Here is a 16,957-nt window from a genome sequence, read left to right on the forward strand (position 1 = left end):
TTTAGTATAGTAACTGTTTTATAGGCTAGATAGTATTTTAGAAACTGACTTTGTTGTGAGTTTCAATTATTTCAATTGCATCTGTAATTTTTAGGATGCCAGTATTTCTAGGAATTAAATAAATTCCAAAGTTTATACTATTTAATTCTTTCTTATAAGTGGTTAGGGTTCTTAAAGGTTCTTGATTTTTATCCTTCATTGAGGTATTTGGATCAATAGTAATAAAAGAGCATCTTGGTGTTTTTAAAATTACGTCAAATTCTATACTGCCTATTTTTATCTTTTTCCAATCTTCCTCTTGATAGGCTTGGCATCCAGAAATAACAATATTAGGTCTAAAACGCTTTATAAACACGGGTTTTTTTAGCTTAGTATTTAGGTCTGCTAGTGATGCCTCAGAAAAAAGATGAATAGGGGCAATGTCAGAAAAAGAAATAAAATCGTTTTCCGTACCATTATATTTTGGTTTTATTTGCCTTAGGTCATTAGAATTAATACTAATTAACCTGCATTCTTCTTTTAAAATAGATGAAAGCCAGGTGTTTATTCTAGTATGTACAATTTTAGCTTTAGCGGATTGTTTAAAAATTAAAATATCAACTCCCTCTCCTGAAGAAGTATTTAATTCTAATTGAAAATTCTCTTTTCCTTTAGATGAAAGGAATAAAAACCCACCTTGAATAGCCGTGTGTATTTTTAATAGATTAGAGTTTTCTCTAGCCGTAATAATTTCATTTTTGGTATTTATAAGAGCAAAAAAACGATCGTATTGAAAACCTGTTTTTGCTACAAATGTTTTTTGTAATGCTATACCAGATGCTGATTTTATTGGGTAAACATATAAATTAGAAATATTCATAAGCGTTCATACAAAATTATCAACATTTGTAGCTTTATATTTAGCAAGATACATTATAAATCAGAACTTAATAATAGCTCCTTTTGTTATTTATGAATTAACAAAATTAGATTTTAAAACATGGAAAATTAATGAGTTACCAAATTAGATAACTATAGATTTTTATTTTTAAAATATTTAAAAGTTATTTTGAATTAATAGAAAGTAAATGTTTAATTGTAGTAATTTATTTTTTCCTTGCTTATTTTTTTATAAATTTAAATTCAATTTTAAATCATAGATTATTTGCTAAAATTATAAATAAAAGTCTATTAGTTTTCATTAGTTTAATTGCATTATTCTTTTTTAATTGTTCTCAAAAAGAGGATGATTTATCAACAGGTAGTCTAGAATTAATTGTACTTAATTCAGACGCTCAACCAGAACCAAATGTAACCATTACTACAGAACCAAACACGCGAACTTTAATTACTGACGCTTCTGGGAAAGTTAGTTTTACAAATATTCCTATTGGGGTATATACTGTGATTGTTGAACCATCATCTGACTCTTTTTCAAATGATTTTATTTTTGAAATTACTAATGTTGAGGTGAGTGTAAATAATTTAAATTCTATTACTTATACGCTTATTTCTGACCCAAATGTAATTGAAGAATCACCTGTCAATATTGATCTTTTTTTAGAATCTTCTTATGAAGATTTAATGGACAACCTTTTCTATGATAAAGATGGATATTCTTTTTACTGGGGAGATATTGGTGCTGATTTAGCATATATAAATGGGCCAAATAATCTGGATAGATATGATATACAATCTTTTGATCGTAATATAGAAGAAGTATGGAGTAAGCATTATTCACTTATATTTAAAACTAACCGAGCTCTTGAAGTCATTAGAGATGATTTCTATGAATCTTCTTCTAACCGGAATGTAACTGAATTACAAGCAGAATTTAGATTTTTAAGAGCATTGGCTTACTTTAACTTGGTTAAACTTTTCGGCAATCCTGTTTATACTATAGAAACTGGTATTGATCAAGAATTAAATCAAAATATAGACCTCGTTCACACTTTAATTGAAGAAGATCTAAAATTTGCTGAAAATAATTTAACCATATCAAGAGTATATGAAACAGCTTCTGTTGCTGCTGCTCAAGTATTATTAGGGAAATTTTATTTGTATTTAGGAGGTTTTCCTAATTTTGAAACAGATAAATATCAATTAGCGCTCAATCAATTTGAAAAAATTGAAGGACAATATGCTCTTGAAGAAAACTATGCAGATGTGTTTAGTATCTCAAATGAAAATAATAATTCTGAAGTTATTTTTACAATACCATTTGAGTCTGGAGTACCTATAAAAGGTGGAAATAGTGGAGTTTTTTGGGGTCCAATAGGATATTCTATAAATGATTTTCTACAATTGGATAACTCTTTTATTCAAGATCATTTTAATAGACCAGAAGATGCAGAAGGGACTATTAGTTTTCCCTTAAATATAAATGATAGTAGGTTTTTTACTAATATTGCTCCTTTTGAGGTAGTGAATGGTGTGGCTGAGAATGATGCAAATATTAATAATTGGAGGCCTTTTAAATTTATAAGTGATGTAAGTATTACACCTGGATTTGATAATTCTTCTGAGAATTTCCCCTATTTAAGATATGCAGATGTACTTCTTATGATTGCAGAAGCTGAAAATGCTATAAATGGACCATCTCAAAAAGCATACAATGCAGTTAATAAAGTGATTAGACGTTCTATTTCTTCTGGCGGGGAGTTACTAGTTGGCTTAAGTCAGACAGAATTTTTATTAGAAGTTATGAAACAGAGAAAACTTGAACTCTGCTTTGAAGGACAATATAAAGACGATTTGATACGCAATGAACTATTGGAAAATACAATTTTAGAATTTAATAATAGAAACCCATCTATACAAAAACAATATGATCCGCATGAATACATATGGCCTATTCCATTTGCAGAGTTAAACGCAAACCCTAATGTAGTCCAAAACCCAGGATATTAACGAATTTTAGTTTTAATATTAACTAACGAATAGTCTTCACAAAATCGCCAACAGTAGCTACACCATTTGCTGTTACATATTTAATAAAAGCAGATCCAATAATGGCCCCTTTAGCAGTTTTAGTAGCAGCATTAAAAGTCTCTGTATTACTAATTCCAAATCCTACTATTTGTGGGTTTTTTAGATCCATCGCAGCAATACGATCAAAATAATTGGTTTGTGTATTGCCAAATTCAGATTTAGAGCCAGTTACACTTGCAGAACTTACCATATAAATAAATCCATCAGATGCGGCATCAATTTGTCTGATGCGTTCCTCACTTGTTTGCGGTGTAATTAAAAAGATGTTTTTTAAATTGTATTTTTTATAAATAGCCTCGTATTTATCTTGGTAAACATCTAAGGGTAAATCGGGCATAATTAAACCATCAATACCAATTTCATAACATTTTTCACAAAATGCTTCTACACCATACTGTAACATAGGATTAAAATAGCCCATAACAATAAGCGGAATAGAAACTGTTTTTCTAATATCTTTAATTTGATCAAAAAGAATTTCAGTGGTCATACCATTTGCTAGTGCAGCGGTAGAACTTTTCTGAATGGTTGGCCCGTCTGCTAAAGGATCGCTAAATGGTAATCCAATTTCAATCATATCCACACCGCTTTTTTCTAAATCTTGGATAATTTTTACAGTATCATTTAATGATGGGTATCCTGCTGTAAAATAGATAGAAAGCAATTTGCCTTCTTCTTGCATTTTTGTATTTATTCTGTTCATTAATAAATAATTTTTTTCATTCCTGCGAAGGCAGGAATTTTTCAATTAATTTTTTGGTTGATTTCCTAACATCCAAGAAAGATCTTCCCAATCAGGGTTTACGTCATTAATTAAATTTATTTTCCACTGACGATTCCATTTTTTTATTTGCTTTTCTCTTTTAATAGCATTGTTGACATAAGTAGTTACTTCAAAATAAACTAACTTATCAATATGATATCTTTTAGTAAACCCTGTATTACTTTTTGATTTATGTTGCTTTAATCTTTTTAATAGATCTTTTGTGAAGCCTACATATAATACTGTGTTATTTTTATTTGTTAATATATAAACATAGTATCGATGCATTCATTATAAGTTTTCAAATTATTCCCGCCTTTGCGGGAATGAAAAAGCAAGTTTACAGTTTAAAATAATCAATATATGTATTTAGGTCTTTATCACCGCGTCCGGATAAACTAATCACAACAATATCATCTGGTTTAAACTTTTTATGATCAAAAATAGCAAAAGCGTGGCCAGTTTCTATAGCAGGTATAATACCTTCTAATTGTGAAAGTTCTAAGCCGGCAGCCATAGCCTCATCATCTGTTGCGGAATAAAACTCAGCTCTACCACTTTTATGTAAATGCGAATGCATAGGGCCAACACCTGGATAATCTAATCCTGCTGAAATTGAATAAGGTTCTGTAATTTGACCGTCTAAAGTTTGCATTAATAAGGTTTTACAACCATGGATAATTCCTTGTTTGCCTAATGCTGAGGTTGCAGCACTTTCTCCAGTTTCTACCCCTTTCCCTGCTGCTTCTACCGCAATAATACCTACATCTGGGTTGTCTAAAAAGTGATAATAAGTACCTGCGGCATTACTGCCACCACCAATACAAGCTACCACATAATCTGGGTTTTCACGCCCTTCTTTTTCTTTAAGCTGCCATTTAATCTCTTCAGAAATTACAGATTGAAAGCGCGTAACCATATCTGGATATGGATGTGGGCCAATGGCAGAGCCAATAATATAGTGGGTGTCTACAGGATTATTAATCCAATCGCGAATAGCTTCATTAGTCGCATCTTTTAAGGTTCTACTTCCAGACAATGCTGGGCGTACTTTTGCGCCTAACATTTTCATGCGTGCTACATTTGGCGCTTGGCGGGCAATATCAATTTCTCCCATGTAAACAATACATTCCATCCCCATTAAGGCACAAACCGTTGCCGTAGCAACACCATGCTGGCCTGCTCCTGTTTCGGCAATAATTCTGGTTTTGCCTAAGCGTTTGGCCATTAAAATTTGTCCAATGGTATTATTTACTTTATGCGCTCCGGTATGATTTAAATCTTCCCTCTTCAGGTAAACTTTTGTATTATGCTTTTCTGATAAGCGTTTTGCAAAATAGAGTGGAGAAGGGCGCCCAACATAATCTTTAAGCAATTGATGAAATTCTTCTTGAAAAGATGCTTCATGCATTACTTCTAAATATTTTTGGCGTAACTCTTCTACATTCGGATAGAGCATTTCTGGAATGTAAGCTCCGCCAAATTCTCCGTAATATCCTTTTTCGTTAACGTGATATGTCATGCTTTTATATTTTAATCCTTTAGCCTTTTAGTATAAAGTATAAAGTAAATAGTACAAAGTTGATTACTTCGTACTTAATGTTTTTTAAACTCATTATTCTTTACATACAACTTAATACTCATTACTTTGTACTAACTACTTTATACTATTTATAAACTCTTTTAACTTTTTAATGTCTTTCAATCCAGGTGCCGTTTCAAATTTACTATTTACATCTATGGCATAACAGTATTTAGATGCAGACTTTTGTAAAAACTCTTGCAGTAGTGGCAATTCTTCTAAACCTATGCCACCGCTTAAAAAATAAGGTTTGGTGGAAGGATAGTTTTCTAGTAATTTCCAATCGAATGTATAGCCATTTCCACCAGGCAGTTTTCCTTTAGTATCAAACAAAAAGAAATCTGCTACCGCTTCATATGCCGATAAAATTCCAAAATTAAAACTATCTTTTAAGGAAAATACTTTTATAATTTCGATGTGTTTGACTTTTTCTTTTAGCATTTCACAGTATTTAGGACTTTCTTTTCCATGTAACTGTACTGCTAATAGTCCGTATTTTTTAATGTTTTCTAGTACTATTTCTATTGTTTCATTTACAAATACGCCTACTTTTTTAATACTATGCGGAATAGCTGGCATGGGATCTTTAAAATGCCTTGTAGAAGGTTCCCAAAAAATAAAACCTAAATAATCTGGTTTTAATACTGCTACTTCTTCCGTATTATGGTTCATGCCACAAATCTTTAGCTTCACACTTCCTTTAGAAATGCTTGTGCTGTTTTTATTTGTGTAATAATAGTCCATGGGTTATTGTAATTGATTTATAAAAGCTGTTGCACTTTCCCCCGGATTGTCTGTTTTCATAAAATTCTCGCCTATTAGAAAACCTTGATATCCATAGGCTTTTAAATCTTTAATGGCTGTAATAGAACTAATACCGCTTTCGGAAACTTTTACAAAATCATCAGGAATTAAAGTTGATAGTATTTTGCTAGTTTCTAAATTCACTTCAAATGTTTTTAAATTTCTATTGTTTACCCCTAACATATCTAAACTAGGCATCATAGATTTTTGTAATTCTTCTTCATTATGTACTTCCAGTAAAACATCCAAACCTAAGCTTTTTGCTAATTCCGAATAACTTTTTATTTCTTCTCTGGTTAGAATAGCGGCAATTAATAAAATAACATCAGCACCATATGCTTTTGCTTCTACAATTTGATATTCACTAATGATAAATTCTTTCCGGAGTAAAGGCATAGAAACACAAGCTCTAGCTAATAATAAATCTTCTAAAGACCCCCCAAAATATTTAATATCTGTTAAAACACTCATACCACAAACACCAGCTTTTTGATATCCTTTAGCTACTTGACCTACATTGGTATTCTGATTGATGGTGTCTTTTGATGGCGAACGCCTTTTGTGTTCTGCAATAATCCCCGTTTTACTAAGGCGTAATGCATTTGCTAAAGAAATTGTTTCTCTATTAAAAAGTACGGAACTTTCTAATTGCGATACTGGTATCATCGATTTTTTTAAATCAATTTCTTTGCGTTTGTCTATTACTATTTTTGTTAGAATATCCATAGTTAATTGTTTAAAAACCAAAAGTGTTTTGCATTAATTCTAAGAATGATGGTTTTATCTTTTGCTCATTTTCTTTTTTCTCTTTGATGATGTGCCAGTATTTATCAAGTTGCTTTTTCGATTTTATTGTTAATCCTGAAATCTTATGAGTAATTCTTCCTGTTTCGAGATCTTCCGACATGTTTTTATACAATATTTTATTTCCTAATTCAATTGTAGTCACTTCAACTTTGCTAATATTATCTTCAAACTTTTTAGCCAAAGATTTCCATAATTCAGAGTTTTTATAATCAATATTATAGCATAAAATTGGTTTTTCTTTCTCCATTTCTATGATAAATTCAATAATTTCATTTAAAGCAATTTCTTTTTGCTTATCACTAAAATTTACATTTTTAAAATCATCTAAGTATATTCTTCGTCCATCAACCCATGTAGACCATAATTCATATTCATTACCCTTAAATTTATAGAATATTGATTCTCCTCTAAAACCAAATGAAATATGATTGTGTGTTTTTCCAAAAGTTCTTAATTCTGATTCCATATTTTGAAAATCTATTGAACCAATCAAGGGTTATATTCTTTAATTAATTTTTACTCAATGCTTGCAATTTTTTCAATGCTTTTAGCCCATTCCCATTTAAAAGTGATTCTTTTGCGAGTTCAAAACCTTCTTTAGGGCTTATATTTTTTACAGTAGCTATGGCAACACCAGCATTAGCGCAAACCACGTTATTTTGTGCAGTAGTTCCTTTACCTTGTAAAATGTTTAAAAATATTTGCGCAGATTGCTCAACTGTTTCACCGCCAACAATTTCAGATTGTAATATGGTCTCTACTCCAAAATCTGAAGGTTTTAGCATGCTTTCTGAATGATTGGATATTGTTTTCGTATTTCCGGTTAAGGATATTTCATCATAACCATCTAAGGCATGTAATACCGTAAAGTTTTTATCTGTATTTTGATATAAATACCCGTACATTCTTGCTAACTCCAGATTAAAAACACCAACAATTTGGTTTTTAGGAAAAGCAGGGTTTACCATGGGCCCTAACATATTAAAAAATGTTTTTACCCCTAATTCTCTTCGTATCGGAGCAACATTTTTCATAGCAGGGTGAAATAATGGAGCATGCAACACGCAAATACCAGCTTCATCAATAGATTTTTCTAAAAAATCTGCTTCATTGCTAAATTTTATGCCTAAAAATTCCATTACATTGCTACTCCCACAAGTAGAGGAAACACCATAATTACCGTGTTTAGTCACTTTTACTCCTGCACCAGCGCTTACAAAAGAAGCTAATGTAGAAATATTAAAGGTGTCTTTTCCGTCACCACCAGTACCACACAAATCTATAGGGTTATAAGCAGCTAGATCTACTGCTAAGCATAGTTCTAATAAAGCATCTCTAAAGCCTTCTAACTCTTCTATAGTAATGCTACGCATCATATAAACTGTTAAAAATGCTGCAATCTGACTTGTGTTGTAATCGCCTTTAGCAATATTCACTAATATTTGCTTTGCTTCTTTTTTAGAAAGAATTTGATGATTAATTAATTTATTTAATGTTGCTTTCATTTTATGCTGAATTTGTTTTAGTTGCTAACATTACTTGTTGTCAACCAATTTTCTAACATTTTTTTTCCTTGTGGTGTCAATACAGATTCTGGATGAAATTGTACTGCACATACATCGTATGTTTTATGACGTAAAGACATGATTTGCCCATTAGCATCAACCGAAGTAGCTTCTAATACTTCTGGTAAATTGGTATCTACTACCCAAGAATGGTAACGCCCTACTTCAATTTCTTTGGGCATGTCTTTAAATAAGATATCATCTTTAGTGATACTTATTTTTGTAGCAATACCATGGTATACTTCTTCAAGATTAGAAAGTGTGCCTCCAAAAACTTCTGCAATGGCTTGTTGCCCAAGGCAAACCCCAAAAATACTTTTTGTAGCAGCGTATTTCGCTATAATATCTTTTAATAAACCAGCTTCATCTGGTATACCTGGTCCGGGAGAGAGTACAATCTTATCAAAAGGTGCAACTTCTTCTAAGGTTAGTTGATCATTTCTTTTTACAATAACCTCACAATTTAAATCTTCTAAATAATGTACTAGGTTGTATGTAAAACTATCGTAATTATCGATGACTAGTATTTTTTTCATCTTTATATATCTTCAGCTATTTCTAGCGCTTTTGTTAATGCTCCTAATTTGTTATAGGTTTCTTGTAATTCTAATTCAGCATCAGATGCTGCTACTATTCCTGCACCAGCTTGATAATGCAATTGGTGGTTTTTACTTAAAAAAGTTCTAATCATTATAGCATGATTAAAATTGCCTTTAAAATCCATAAAACCAATAGCACCGCCATAATAGCCTCTGCTTGTTTTTTCGTATTTTTCAATGAGTTGCATTGCCATATGTTTTGGAGCCCCACTTAAAGTTCCGGCAGGGAACGTATCTGCAACCACTTTCATTGTTGGTGTATCTGGTTTTTTTTGCCCAGTAACTTTAGAAACTAAATGGATCACATGAGAGAAGAATTGTACCTCTCTGTAGTTTTCTACTTTTACATTGTTTCCATGCCTACTTAAATCATTACGAGCTAAATCTACAAGCATTACATGTTCACTATTTTCCTTATCATCTACTTTTAATTTCTTTGCAAGTTCAGCATCTTGTAAATCATTTCCTGTTCTTTTAAAAGTACCTGCAATAGGATGTATTTCGGCTTTACCTTCTGCTACAATTAATTGCGCTTCCGGAGAACTTCCAAAGATTTTAAAATCACCATAATCAAAATAAAATAAATAGGGAGAGGGGTTAACGGAACGTAATGCTCTGTATACATTAAATTCGTCTCCCTTAAAACCCTGAGAAAAACGTCTGGACAAGACCAATTGAAAAACATCTCCACGCTGGCAATGTTTTTTTGCTAAAGCTACATGATCTCTATACTCAGCATCTTCTAAATTAGAAGTTGGTTTACCTTCTTTACTGAAATTATATGAAGCAAAGTTCTTAACATTTAGGATTTGTTCTATTTCTGGAATGTTATTTTCACACTCATAACAATTAGAAAAAATATAGGCCTCATTGTTAAAATGATTTATAGCAATAATATTTTTGTAAATGGCATAGTAGATATCTGGTATTTTAACCGTTCCTTCTTTTTTAGAAACCGAAATGTCTTCAAAATAACGCACTGCATCATAACTCATGTAACCAAACAGCCCATTATTTATAAATTTAAAATCATCTGAGTTGTCATCAAACTTTTTACTAAACCCATCTATAATAGCAACTACATCTGTATTTTTTTCAATTGGAGTTGTTAGGTTAGTTTGATCTGGAAATTGTTCTGTAATTATTTCGTTTTCAACTTTTACAGAAGCAATAGGGTTACAACAGATATATGAAAAACTATTGTCATTAGCATGATAATCGCTACTTTCTAATAAAATGCTATTAGGAAAGCGATCTCTAATTTTTAAATAGACACTTACTGGAGTAATAGTATCTGCAAGTATTTTTTTAGAATGTGTATGTAGCCGATATATCATATCGCAAAAATAATTTAGTTTTCTATTTTAAATAGAAATAGTGTTAATGTATTCTTTTTGTCTTTTTTACTATAAAAACCTTATAAAAAAATGAAGGCTTGTCGTGATGACAAGCCTTTATATAGTTTTACTACAATGATGCTATGCTCACGATATTTGTCGAGAGTCGTACCACCACCAAGTATTTGTTGTTCTGATGTTCATTGAGTTCAAAGATAAGTATCATTTTTATAATTACAAAAATGATTATTGAAAAAATAAAACCCCATTAAACAATATATTGCCTAATGAGGTTTTTATTAAAATTTTGTTTCGTTTTTTAGAAAACTAAATCTACAACTAAATCAAATTCGTCATAAATTGCTTTGTCTCCTAAGTTATCAAAGAAACTTCCAGAACCATATTTAATGTCAAAATTAGTTCTATCTACTTTTAAAGTTGCAGTAGCTTTACTTCCGTATACAGAAACATCAAACTTTACAGACTTCGTAATCCCTTTAATAGTTAAATCTCCAGTAACTTCATACGAATTTTTACCGCTAGATTTTACTTTTTTGAAAACTAAAGAAGATGTTTTGTGTGCTTCCGTACCAAAGAAATCTGCAGAATGTAAATGCCCTTCTAATTTTTCTTTTCCTTGTCCGGCTTGTAAATCTGCACTATTAATAGTGGTCATATCTACTACAAAGCTACCACCAGTAAGTGTAGCCCCATCAAAAGAAAGATTACCTTCTTTTAAAGCTATAGTTCCATGGTGAGACCCTGTTACTTTGTATGCTTTCCATACTACTGTGCTTTCTGCTGTTTTTACAGATTTCTTTTCACCTTCAATAGGTGTTGTTGCTGTTGCGGCAGTACTAAAAATTACTGCTAATGCTAAACTTAAGATGCTTTTTTTCATTTTTTTACTTTTTTAATTGTTGTTATTCTATTTATATAATTGTGATTAATTCTTCTTTTGATTTACGCACTTTTGCGTAATGTTGCGTTGTATCATCTTGGGCTCTGTAGCCTATAGGTAATGCTAAACAAGCGTTTAAATTTTGTTTGGATAAGCCTAAAATTTCATTGTATTGCTCAGGGTCAAAGCCTTCCATTGGGCAGGTGTCTATCTGTAAACTAGCTGCAGCTGAAAGTAGATTTCCTAAAACAATATATGCCTGGTTTTTTGACCATGAAGCCTTTGTTTCTTTAGACCATGCCATAATATTTCCTTTCATAAAGTTTGCATAATCTGCTAAAGCTTCTACAGGAACATTTCTAGTGTCTGAAACATTTTTAATATATGCATCAGGTAATACTTCATCAAAATTGGTGTAATTTGCAATAACTAAAAGATGAGATGCATCTGTTATTTGAGCTTGGTTCCAAGATGCAGGTTGTAATTTAGCTCTAACATCAGAATTTTCTACAATAAAAATTTTATAAGGCTCTAAACCGTATGAACTTGCTGTAAGAGAAGCAGCTTCTAAAAGTGTCTCTAAATCTTTTTTGGATACTTTTTTGCTAGTATCAAATTTTTTGGTAGCATAACGCCAGTTTAAACTATCTAGATAGTTACTCATGTTTGTTTGTATTTAAAATTTATTAAGTAAATTATTTATAGTTATTAGTTCTTCTTTAGTGAAATTTGCAACAATATTTTCTTCTGTAGTTTTAACAGCATTATTCATTTTTGTCAATGAATTTATACCCTTAGTAGTAATTTTTATTTCAACCTTTCTTCTATTTTTCTCACAAGTAGAACGTTCTACAAATTGCTTAATAATTAGTTTGTCAACTAACCTTGTGGTATTACTCATTTTAGTTACCATACGTTCGTTAAGAGTAGATAAATTAGCTGGCACACCATTTTGTCCTTTTAAAATGCGCAACACATTAAATTGCTCCATAGAAACATCAAAAGGCTTTAAAGCAATTTTAATCTCATCATTTATTTTATTAGTAACTAATAATAAGTGAAGAATAGTTCTTGTTTTAAGAGGAATTTCTTTATCTGTTTTTATAATTTTCTCTACATACATGTCTATACAATAATTGTATATACAAATGTATATAAATTGTGAGTATGCTATCTTTAATTTTTTGTTAATTTTTTTCTTTTCTAAGAAATAGAATCAAAAAGAAACTTTTAGGCTAAACCTTTATTATATTTAAAAGTCTAAATAGGTAAACACTATATTTTGGAAAAAGCAGAAATTCAGCATTTATATCGAAGAGCAGGTTTTGGTATTCTTCCAAAACAGTTAGAAAAATTACATGGGCAGTCTAGAAAAGTTATTTTAAAAAAACTTTTTAAATCTTCTGAAAAGGTAAAAGACTTAAAAATTGCTACACCTGAGTTGAGTGCTTATGTGAAAAAAGTTTTGCAAAGTGATAAAAAGCCTAAAATTACTCCAGAAATAAGGAAAAAAAGTAGACAGAAGCATTTACCTTATAATAAAGCTTGGGTAGAGCGTATGGCTTATGCTAAGGAAGAATTAGCTGAACGCATGACGCTTTTTTGGTCAAACCATTTTGTGGTGCGGTCCAGAAATATATTTTACACGCAACAATATTACAATACAATGCGTAAGCATGCTTTAGGTAATTTTAAGGAGCTTGTTGTGGCAATTTCTAAAGAACCAGCGATGTTAGATTATTTAAATAATCAACAAAACAAGAAAAATAAGCCTAATGAAAATTTTGCAAGGGAGTTAATGGAGCTTTTTACTTTAGGAGTAGGCAATTATACAGAAAGTGATATAAAACAATCTGCAAGAGCTTTTACGGGCTGGAGTCATAATTTTAGTGGAGATTTTAAGATTCGTAAAAAACAACATGACTACGGTGAGAAAACATTTTTTGGAAAAACTGGAAATTTTGAAGGTGAAGATATCATTGCTATGATATTGGAAAAAAAAGAATGTGCTCAATTTATTTGTAAAAAAATATATCAGCATTTTGTAAATGAGACAATAAATGAAGTACATATCTCTAAAATGGCAGCTGTATTTAGAAAAGATTATAATATTAAGACTTTAATGAAGTTTATTTTTAGTGCTGATTGGTTTTATGATGCTAATAATATAGGAAATAAGATAAAATCTCCTGTGGATGTTTTAGTAGGGTTAATGCGAGTAGTACCTTTTGAAATAGAAAAGCCAAAAGATCTTATTTATATTCAACGTCTTTTAGGACAGCAATTATTAGAACCCCCAAATGTTGCCGGTTGGGCAGAAGGTAAAAGTTGGATTGATGCAAATACGATGATGGTACGTTTAAAATTACCATCAGTACTATTAAAAAACGGGCAGATTGCTTTTGATGTAAAAGGAGCTTTTGAAGAGAGTTTTGAAGAATTTAATAAGAATAGAAACTTTAATAGAAAATTACAAGTAATTAAAAAATGGGACGTATTCAATGAAAATTACGGCTCATTATCCTACCAAGAATTGATTTTTCATATCCTAACGCCAATAAAAAATAAAGCTACTTTAGATTTTTTAAAAAGTTTAGAAAAAACAGATCAACAAGAATTTTGTATTCAGTTAATGTCCTTGCCAGAATACCAATTGTGTTAACTTAAATTAAAGTAAATGAAACGTAGAGATTTTATTAGGTATAGTAGTTTAGCAAGTGGTACTCTTTTTGTACCTAGTTTTTTAAAAGCCTTTGATGCTGTCCCTAATAGTGTAAAAGGGCATAAAAAACTTGTAATTATTCAATTATCTGGTGGTAATGATGGCTTAAATACTGTTGTACCTTATATGAATGATGTATATTACAAGAATAGAAATACGATTGCGCAACAAAAACAACATCTTTTAAAAGTTACTGACGAATTAGGTTTTCATGAAAGCATGTCTGCTTTTAAATCACTATATGATAGTGGTTATGTAAGTGTAATGCATAGTGTAGGCTATCCAAATCCCAATCGCTCTCATTTTAGAGCTACAGATATTTGGCATACAGCAAGTGCTTCTGATGCGTATTTACAAACGGGTTGGGTTGGTCGTTATTTAGATAAGGTTTCTAAAAATCCCATAGGAGGGATTGAGGTAGATGATACACTTTCTTTATTAATGAAAGGGCAAACTATAAATGGAGTGGCTACTAAAAACCCAAAACTTTTTTATAAAACAACACAAGACCCTTATTTTACTAACGTATTACAAACTGCTGTAGATACTCATTTAAGTGAACATAATTTAGGATATCTCTATAAAACTGCAATAGATGCCAAATCTTCTGCAAAACATATATTTGAAAAAACAAAAACATATAAAACTCAAATGACATATCCTAAAAATGGATTTGGAAAACAATTGAGTGCTATTTCACAATTTATTAATTCAGGACTAGAAACAGAAGTCTATTATGCTAGCTTAGGTGGTTTTGATACACATGCATATCAGCCTAATAAACAAAAAAGATTATTAAAAGTTTACTCAGAAGGTATTACAGCATTTGTGGAAGATTTAAAAAATACTGGTGCCTTTAAGGATACTTTGATCCTAACTTTTTCAGAATTTGGAAGACGTTTAAAACAAAATGCTGCTAATGGAACAGACCATGGGGCAGCAAATGTTACTTTTTTAATGGGAGAAAATTTAAAACACCCTGGCATGTATAATGCTCCTGCTAATTTATTGAATTTAGATGCTAATGGAGATATGAAGTATGAAATTGACTTTAGAGATATTTATGCCTCCCTTTTAAAAGAATGGTTAGATACAGAACCCTCAGCAATATTGAATGGAAATTTTAAAACACTAGGTTTAGTTTAGTTGTAAAGAATGATTATTTTTGAAGCCTAAAATAAAAAAAATGGCAGATTTATCTCAAAACGAATGGGAAGACCAATTAGAAAATGATGCAAATGCAGTAATTTTAGATGTTAGAACAGAAGAAGAAGTAGAAGAAGGTTATATACCAAATGCTAAACATATTGATTTTTATTTAGGAGAAGATTTTTTAGCAGCTTTAGAAGAACTAGATAAGACTAAGAATTATTATGTGTATTGTAGGTCTGGTAACCGTAGTGGACAAGCATGTGCGTTAATGAATAATATAGGAATAGAAAACACCTATAATTTAGAAGGTGGTTTTATGAATTGGGAAGGAGATGTTGTAGAAGACTAGTTTTCTTATTGTACATTTAAAGTCTCTACAACTAACTTTATTTTTTTGAAATGCGCGAAGACCTTCTTCATTTTATATGGAAGTATAAGAAATTACCTAGTAAAAATTTAAAAACTTCAAAAAATGAAAAGGTAGAAATACTATCGGTGGGCGGACATAACGATTTGTCTGGCCCCGACTTTTTTAATGCACAAATTAAGATTGACGACCAACTTTGGGCAGGGAATGTAGAAATACATTGTAATGCATCAGATTGGTATGCGCACCATCACGAAGAAGATGTTAATTACAACAATGTTATTTTACATGTAGTTTGGGAAAATGATATCGCAATTTTTAGAAAAGATAATACACAGATTCCAACCTTAGAACTTAAAAACTATATAGACCAATCACTTTTAGAAAATTATCAAAAACTTTTTGCTAAAGAAGGAAAGTCATTTATAAATTGCGAAAAAAATATTACTACGGTTGATCCCTTTTTAGTCCAAAATTGGTTAGATCGCTTGTATTTTGAACGATTAGAGCGGAAATCCAATTTTATTCTTGAAATTTTAGCACAAGAAAAAAACGATTGGGAGAAAGTATTATTTACAATGCTTCTGAAAAATTTTGGTTTAAAAATTAATGGAGATTCATTTTTTAGTATTTCACAAGTATTAGATTTTTCAATTGTTCGGAAAACGCAGCATAATAAATTAGAACTAGAAAGTTTACTTTTTGGTTTAGCAGGTTTTTTAGATGACAAAACACAGGTAGATGATTATTACATAAGTCTTAAAAAAGAATATGCTTATTTAAAACATAAGTTTAGCCTTATTGATGAAAGCATCCAAAAACCTGAGTTTTTTAAACTAAGACCTCCTAATTTTCCTACAATACGCTTGTCTCAATTTGCAAATGTATATGCAACACATCAAAGTATTTTTAATAAAATAATCAATGCAAAAAGTTTAAAAGAGCTGTATGCTATATTTAATGTAACAGCTACCTCGTATTGGGATAATCATTTTATTTTTGGTAAAACATCTAAAAACCATAAGAAAAGGTTAACTCAAAAATTTATTGATCTACTCATTATAAATACTATTCTGCCTTTAAAATTTTGTTATTATAAACATCAGGGTATGGATAAAGAAGAAGTAATTTTTGCAATAGTATCAGCCATTAAAAAGGAAGAGAATAGCATTATAAATAATTTTAAAACCATAGGACAGCAATCAAAAAATGCTTTTGAGACTCAAGCAATATTGCAATTGTATAACGAGTATTGTACAAAAAATAAATGTTTGCAATGCGCAGTAGGTAACAGTTTGTTAAAAAATGATTTTACTTAAATAATTCATTTACAATTGCAACATTATCGTATTGCTTAGTTATTACATTAATATATCTTATTTTTACTG

General features: G+C 30.6%; 18 protein-coding genes. 5 read left to right on the forward strand and 13 right to left on the reverse strand.

The window, feature by feature from the left end:
* Positions 1-37: 37 nt before the first annotated feature.
* Complete coding sequence (locus tag ACZ451_RS11100; RefSeq protein ID WP_464212393.1) at positions 38-859, reverse strand: MOSC domain-containing protein; 822 nt, start codon at positions 857-859, stop codon at positions 38-40.
* A gap of 524 nt (positions 860-1,383) precedes the next feature.
* On the opposite strand from ACZ451_RS11100, the gene ACZ451_RS11105 reads away from it, so the two are divergent.
* Positions 1,384-2,889: a RagB/SusD family nutrient uptake outer membrane protein gene (locus ACZ451_RS11105; protein WP_464212395.1), complete on the forward strand. Its 1,506-nt coding sequence runs from the start codon at positions 1,384-1,386 to the stop codon at positions 2,887-2,889.
* 22 nt (positions 2,890-2,911) lie between these two features.
* On the opposite strand, the gene trpA is transcribed toward ACZ451_RS11105, so the two are convergent.
* The 12 genes from trpA to ACZ451_RS11165 all read right to left on the reverse strand — a co-directional run bounded on the left by trpA (position 2,912) and on the right by ACZ451_RS11165 (position 12,451).
* Complete coding sequence (trpA, locus tag ACZ451_RS11110; RefSeq protein WP_464212397.1) at positions 2,912-3,673, reverse strand: tryptophan synthase subunit alpha; 762 nt, start codon at positions 3,671-3,673, stop codon at positions 2,912-2,914.
* A gap of 45 nt (positions 3,674-3,718) precedes the next feature.
* A complete protein-coding gene (locus ACZ451_RS11115; protein ID WP_464212399.1) occupies positions 3,719-4,021 on the reverse strand; it encodes a GIY-YIG nuclease family protein in 303 nt (100 codons plus the stop codon).
* Between the two features lie 52 nt (positions 4,022-4,073).
* Positions 4,074-5,255 carry a tryptophan synthase subunit beta gene (trpB, locus tag ACZ451_RS11120; RefSeq protein WP_464212401.1) on the reverse strand — a complete coding sequence of 394 codons (1,182 nt, stop codon included), beginning with the start codon at positions 5,253-5,255 and terminating at the stop codon, positions 4,074-4,076.
* A gap of 135 nt (positions 5,256-5,390) precedes the next feature.
* Positions 5,391-6,008 (reverse strand): phosphoribosylanthranilate isomerase, encoded by a 618-nt coding sequence (locus tag ACZ451_RS11125; protein ID WP_464216922.1) that lies wholly within the window; start codon positions 6,006-6,008, stop codon positions 5,391-5,393.
* A 54-nt stretch (positions 6,009-6,062) separates the two neighbouring features.
* On the reverse strand, positions 6,063-6,845 hold the full coding sequence (gene trpC, locus ACZ451_RS11130; protein WP_464212403.1) for an indole-3-glycerol phosphate synthase TrpC: 783 nt from the start codon (positions 6,843-6,845) through the stop codon (positions 6,063-6,065).
* Between the two features lie 10 nt (positions 6,846-6,855).
* Positions 6,856-7,392: a hypothetical protein gene (locus ACZ451_RS11135; protein ID WP_464212405.1), complete on the reverse strand. Its 537-nt coding sequence runs from the start codon at positions 7,390-7,392 to the stop codon at positions 6,856-6,858.
* A gap of 43 nt (positions 7,393-7,435) precedes the next feature.
* Positions 7,436-8,431: an anthranilate phosphoribosyltransferase gene (gene trpD / locus ACZ451_RS11140; RefSeq protein WP_464212407.1), complete on the reverse strand. Its 996-nt coding sequence runs from the start codon at positions 8,429-8,431 to the stop codon at positions 7,436-7,438.
* A 17-nt stretch (positions 8,432-8,448) separates the two neighbouring features.
* Positions 8,449-9,027 carry an anthranilate synthase component II gene (locus ACZ451_RS11145; RefSeq protein WP_464212409.1) on the reverse strand — a complete coding sequence of 193 codons (579 nt, stop codon included), beginning with the start codon at positions 9,025-9,027 and terminating at the stop codon, positions 8,449-8,451.
* A gap of 2 nt (positions 9,028-9,029) precedes the next feature.
* Positions 9,030-10,427, reverse strand: a complete 1,398-nt coding sequence (locus tag ACZ451_RS11150) for an anthranilate synthase component I family protein (protein WP_464212411.1) — start codon at positions 10,425-10,427, stop codon at positions 9,030-9,032.
* Between the two features lie 319 nt (positions 10,428-10,746).
* Complete coding sequence (locus ACZ451_RS11155) at positions 10,747-11,328, reverse strand: YceI family protein (RefSeq protein WP_464212413.1); 582 nt, start codon at positions 11,326-11,328, stop codon at positions 10,747-10,749.
* A 31-nt stretch (positions 11,329-11,359) separates the two neighbouring features.
* Positions 11,360-11,992 carry an NAD(P)H-dependent oxidoreductase gene (locus tag ACZ451_RS11160; protein WP_464212415.1) on the reverse strand — a complete coding sequence of 211 codons (633 nt, stop codon included), beginning with the start codon at positions 11,990-11,992 and terminating at the stop codon, positions 11,360-11,362.
* Between the two features lie 12 nt (positions 11,993-12,004).
* Positions 12,005-12,451 (reverse strand): MarR family winged helix-turn-helix transcriptional regulator, encoded by a 447-nt coding sequence (locus ACZ451_RS11165; RefSeq protein ID WP_464212417.1) that lies wholly within the window; start codon positions 12,449-12,451, stop codon positions 12,005-12,007.
* A gap of 159 nt (positions 12,452-12,610) precedes the next feature.
* Here ACZ451_RS11165 and ACZ451_RS11170 point away from each other — a divergent pair, with 159 nt between their 5' ends.
* Genes ACZ451_RS11170 through ACZ451_RS11185 form a run of 4 tightly spaced genes read left to right on the forward strand, consistent with a single transcriptional unit; the run spans position 12,611 to position 16,888 of the window.
* A complete protein-coding gene (locus tag ACZ451_RS11170) occupies positions 12,611-13,990 on the forward strand; it encodes a DUF1800 domain-containing protein (RefSeq protein ID WP_464212419.1) in 1,380 nt (459 codons plus the stop codon).
* 15 nt (positions 13,991-14,005) lie between these two features.
* Positions 14,006-15,196: a DUF1501 domain-containing protein gene (locus ACZ451_RS11175; RefSeq protein WP_464212421.1), complete on the forward strand. Its 1,191-nt coding sequence runs from the start codon at positions 14,006-14,008 to the stop codon at positions 15,194-15,196.
* 40 nt (positions 15,197-15,236) lie between these two features.
* Positions 15,237-15,551 (forward strand): rhodanese-like domain-containing protein, encoded by a 315-nt coding sequence (locus ACZ451_RS11180; RefSeq protein ID WP_464212423.1) that lies wholly within the window; start codon positions 15,237-15,239, stop codon positions 15,549-15,551.
* A 50-nt stretch (positions 15,552-15,601) separates the two neighbouring features.
* Complete coding sequence (locus ACZ451_RS11185) at positions 15,602-16,888, forward strand: DUF2851 family protein (protein ID WP_464212425.1); 1,287 nt, start codon at positions 15,602-15,604, stop codon at positions 16,886-16,888.
* Positions 16,889-16,957: the final 69 nt, after the last annotated feature.

Source organism: Allocellulophaga tsushimaensis, assembly GCF_055383085.1.